The sequence below is a fragment of the Acidimicrobiia bacterium genome (assembly GCA_035948415.1).
GTDB lineage: Bacteria > Actinomycetota > Acidimicrobiia > IMCC26256 > PALSA-555 > PALSA-555.
In genome coordinates this window covers 1-4,312 of record DASZJD010000087.1, presented here as the reverse complement: position 1 = coordinate 4,312, position 4,312 = coordinate 1, and the positions used below count along the sequence as shown (strand labels likewise).

Genomic DNA, 4,312 nt, shown 5'->3' with positions numbered 1-4,312 from the left:
CGTGAACGACGTATTCGGGTTCCGCTCCGACAACACCTTCGTGATCGCCGCCGTCAACGTCGTCTTCCCATGATCAATATGACCAATCGTCCCAATATTCAAATGCGGCTTCGTCCGCTCAAACTTCGCCTTCCCCATGGGAGTCTCGGTCCTTTCGTGACGGCGGGCTCGGCGCTACTCGCCGCGCACCCGGGCGATGATCTCGGTCGCGATCGATTCGGGCACGGGCTGGTAGGAGTCGAACTGCATCGTGTAGGTCGCGCGCCCTTGGGTGCGCGAGCGGAGGTCCGTAGCGTACCCGAACATCTCGGCGAGCGGCACGTGGGATCGGACGACCTGCGCGCTGCCGCGCTGCTCCATGCCCTCGACCTTGCCCCGGCGCGACGACAGATCGCCGATCACGTCGCCCATGTAGTCCTCGGGCGTCACGACCTCGACCTCCATGATCGGCTCGAGGAGCACCGGCTTGGCGCGCCGAGCCGCCTTCTTGAGGGCCATCGACCCGGCGATCTTGAACGCCATCTCGCTCGAGTCGACGTCGTGCGACGAGCCGGTGAGGAGCAGGGCTCGGAGGTCGACGAGCGGGTAGCCGGCGAGCACGCCGCCCTCCATCGCCTCCTGGATGCCGGCGTCGACCGCGGGGATGTACTCCCGGGGGATGTCGCCGCCGGTGACCTTGTCGACGAACTCGTAGCCGCCGCCGGCCCCGGTGGGCTCGAGGCTGATGACCACGTGCCCGTACTGGCCGCGGCCGCCGGTCTGGCGGATGTAGCGCTCCTCGACCGCCTGGACCGGCGTGGTGATGGTCTCCCGGTACGCGACCTGCGGCTTCCCGACGTTGGCCGCGACCGAGAACTCTCGGGTCATCCGGTCGACGAGCACGTCGAGGTGGAGCTCGCCCATGCCGGAGATGATGGTCTGGCCGGTGTCTTCGTCGGTTCGGACCTGGAACGTCGGGTCCTCCTCCGAGAGCGCGCCGAGCGCCTTGCCGAGCTTGTCCTGGTCGGCCTTCGTCTTCGGCTCGATCGCGACCGAGATCACCGGCGCCGGGAACTCCATACGCTCGAGGACGATCGGGTGCCTCGGGTCGCTGAGGGTGTCGCCGGTGGTCGTGTTCTTGAGACCGACGGCGGCGACGATGTCGCCGGAGAACACGCCGGTCTTGTCCTCCCGGTGGTTGGCGTGCATCTGGAGGATGCGCCCGACCCGCTCGCGCCGGTCCTTCGTGGCGTTCAGCACCTGGCTGCCGGCGCCCAGCTTCCCGGAGTAGACGCGGAAGTACGTGAGCTTGCCCACGTAGGGGTCGCTCATGATCTTGAACGCCAGCGCCGCGAAGGGCGCGTCGTCGTCCGGCGGGCGCTCGACGGGCTCGCCGGACTTGACGTCGGCGCCCAGGATGGGCGGCACGTCGAGGGGGCTCGGGAGATAGTCGACAACGGCGTCGAGCAGCGGCTGGACCGCCTTGTTCTTGAACGCGGAGCCGCACAGGACGGGGACCACCTCGCCGGAGGTGGTGGCGGCCCGGATGGCGCGCCGCAGATCGTCGGCCGTGATCTCCTCGTCGGTCACGTACTTCTCGAGCACGGTCTCGTCGAACTGGCTGGCCACGTCGATCAGCTCGTGACGCCAGTGCTCGGCGTCGGCCTTCAGCGCCGGCGGGATGTCGGTGGTCTCGAACGTCTCCCCCATGCCGTCTTCCCAGATCAGGGCCCGCATCCCCAGCAGGTCGACGACGCCGCGGAAGTCGCTCTCGGCGCCGATCGGGAGCTGGACCAGGGCCGCGGTGGCGTCGAGCCGGTCCTTGATCATGTCGACGCAGCGGAAGAAGTCGGCGCCGACCCGATCCATCTTGTTGACGAAGCACATGCGGGGGACGTTGTACTTGTCGGCCTGGCGCCAGACGGTCTCGGTCTGGGGCTCGACGCCGGCGACGGCGTCGAACACGGCGACGGCGCCGTCGAGGACCCGCAGCGACCGCTCGACCTCGACCGTGAAGTCGACGTGGCCCGGGGTGTCGATGAGGTTGATCCACGTGTCGCGCCACTTGCACGTCGTGGCCGCGCTCGTGATCGTGATCCCGCGCTCCTGCTCCTGGACCATCCAGTCCATGACGGCAGCGCCCTCGTGGACCTCACCGATCTTGTAGGTGCGCCCGGTGTAGTAGAGGATGCGCTCGGTCGTCGTCGTCTTGCCGGCGTCGATGTGGGCCATGATCCCGATGTTGCGGACGCGCGCGAGGGGCACCTCGCGGATCAGCGGGCCACCCTTGGTCTTGACGTCCTTCTCTGCGATTGCCATGACGATGACGCTTCCTTGTCTCTCCCCCCGGTTCATTACTGGTGGGCCGGCCTCGCCGGCCCGTCCGCGGCCGCGCTCGCAGGCGGCGACGTGGGCCGGGGACCGCACGCCGGGGTGCGGCGGGCGGGGCGGCGGGCGGGCTAGCGGAGGTCCATGGCACTCACCACCGGTAGTGGGCGAACGCCTTGTTGGACTCCGCCATCTTCTGCAAGTCGTCCTTGCGCTTGATGGCGGCCCCGAGGCCGTTGCTGGCGTCGAGCAGCTCCGCCGCCAGCCGCTGGGCCACGGTCTTCTCGCGGCGCTGGCGGGCGTAGCCAACGATCCAGCGGATCGCGAGCGTGGTGGCGCGGCGGGGCCGCACCTCGACCGGGACCTGGTAGGTCGCGCCGCCGACCCGGCGGCTGCGGACCTCGAGCGCCGGCCGCACGTTCTCGACCGCGCGCTTCAGGGTGGGGACCGGGTCCCCGCCGGTCTTCTGCTCGATCTCGGTCAGCGCCGAGTACACGACCCGCTCGGCGAGGGACCGCTTCCCCCGCTGCAGGACCTTGTTCACGAGCTGGCTCACCACCACCGACCGGTACACCGGGTCGGGCTGCAGGTCGCGTCGCGGTGCGGGCCCCTTGCGCGGCATCGTCAGCCCTCCCGCTTGGCGCCGTAGCGGCTGCGGGCCTGGCGGCGACCGGCGACGCCGCTGGCGTCGAGGGCGCCGCGGATGACCTTGTACCGGACCCCGGGCAGGTCCTTCACCCGCCCGCCGCGGACCAGGACGATCGAGTGCTCCTGGAGGTTGTGGCCGACGCCGGGGATGTAGGCCGTGACCTCGATGCCGGACGTGAGCCGGACCCGGGCCACCTTCCGCAGGGCCGAGTTCGGCTTCTTCGGGGTCGTCGTGTAGACGCGCGTGCAGACACCCCGGCGCTGCGGGGACCCCTTCAGCGCCGGGGTCTTCGACTTGTCGCGCTTCGTCGCCCGGCCTTTGCGGACGAGCTGCTGGATGGTGGGCACGGGTGCCTGCTTGCGCGTCGGGACGCTGGGATCGAGTGCGGACGGACCAACCCGGGACCGCGCGGCAGCGGCTCCGAGCCGGAACCCATGTTAGCGGACGCCCGGCCGGCCCGGCCGGGCGCGGCGCCTACTCCTCGGTGCCGGTCCCCTCGAGGGGGGTGTCGGGCACGGGCACCGGCGCGAGCAGCGCGGAGCTCGGCTCGGGCTCCGGGACCTCGGCCCCGGCGGTCGAGCTGGCGAGCCACTCGGCCAGGTCCACGTCGTCGGCGTCGGACGAGTAGAAGGGCAGCGGCTCGTAGTCCGGGGCGTCGGTCGCGATCTCGTTGTAGTCGGGCATGCCGGTCCCGGCCGGGATGAGCTTGCCGATGATCACGTTCTCCTTGAGGCCGAAGAGCCCGTCGACCTTGCCCTCGATGGCCGCCTCGGTGAGCACCCGGGTGGTCTCCTGGAAGGAGGCCGCCGAGAGCCACGAGTCGGTGGCGAGGGACGCCTTCGTGATCCCCATGAGCTCCGGTCGGCCCTCGGCCGGCTGCTTGCCGCTCTCGACCAGCTGGCGGTTCGTCTCGGCGTAGTAGCGGGCGTCGACCTTCTCGCCGGGGAGGAAGGGCGAGTCCCCCGGCTCGGAGACGGCGACCCGGCGAAGCATCTGGCGGACGATCACCTCGACGTGCTTGTCGTGGATCGACACCCCCTGCTCCCGGTAGACCCGCTGCACCTCCTCGGTGAGGTACTGCTGGGTCTCGCGGATGCCCTTGACCTCGAGCAGCTTCTTCGGGTCGAGCGGGGTCTGCTCCTCGCCGACGAGCCGGGACCCGGCGCTGACCTCCTGGCCGTCGCGCACGGCCAGCTGGGCCCGGCGGGAGACGACGTGCTCCTCCTCGGTGCCGTCGTCACCGACGACCAGCACCACGCGCTCGCCCTTCTCGTTCTCGGCCAGCCGGATCACGCCGGACGTCTCGGCCAGCGTCGCCGCTCCCTTCGGGGTGCGGGCCTCGAAGAGCTCGACGAC

General features: G+C 70.4%; 5 protein-coding genes. All 5 read right to left on the bottom strand.

From position 1 onward, the window contains the following. On the bottom strand, positions 1 to 138 hold a 138-nt coding region (locus VG869_12240), incomplete at its 3' end, for a GTP-binding protein (protein ID HEV3451963.1). A 36-nt stretch (positions 139 to 174) separates the two neighbouring features. Next, positions 175 to 2,298, bottom strand: a complete 2,124-nt coding sequence (gene fusA / locus VG869_12235) for an elongation factor G (GenBank protein HEV3451962.1) — start codon at positions 2,296 to 2,298, stop codon at positions 175 to 177. 160 nt (positions 2,299 to 2,458) lie between these two features. Next, positions 2,459 to 2,929: a 30S ribosomal protein S7 gene (rpsG, locus tag VG869_12230; protein HEV3451961.1), complete on the bottom strand. Its 471-nt coding sequence runs from the start codon at positions 2,927 to 2,929 to the stop codon at positions 2,459 to 2,461. Between the two features lie 2 nt (positions 2,930 to 2,931). Then, entirely contained in the window at positions 2,932 to 3,303 is a 372-nt protein-coding gene (gene rpsL / locus VG869_12225) for a 30S ribosomal protein S12 (GenBank protein ID HEV3451960.1), read from the bottom strand. A gap of 127 nt (positions 3,304 to 3,430) precedes the next feature. After that, positions 3,431 to 4,312: DNA-directed RNA polymerase subunit beta' (locus VG869_12220; GenBank protein ID HEV3451959.1), on the bottom strand; the 882-nt coding region annotated here is incomplete at its 5' end.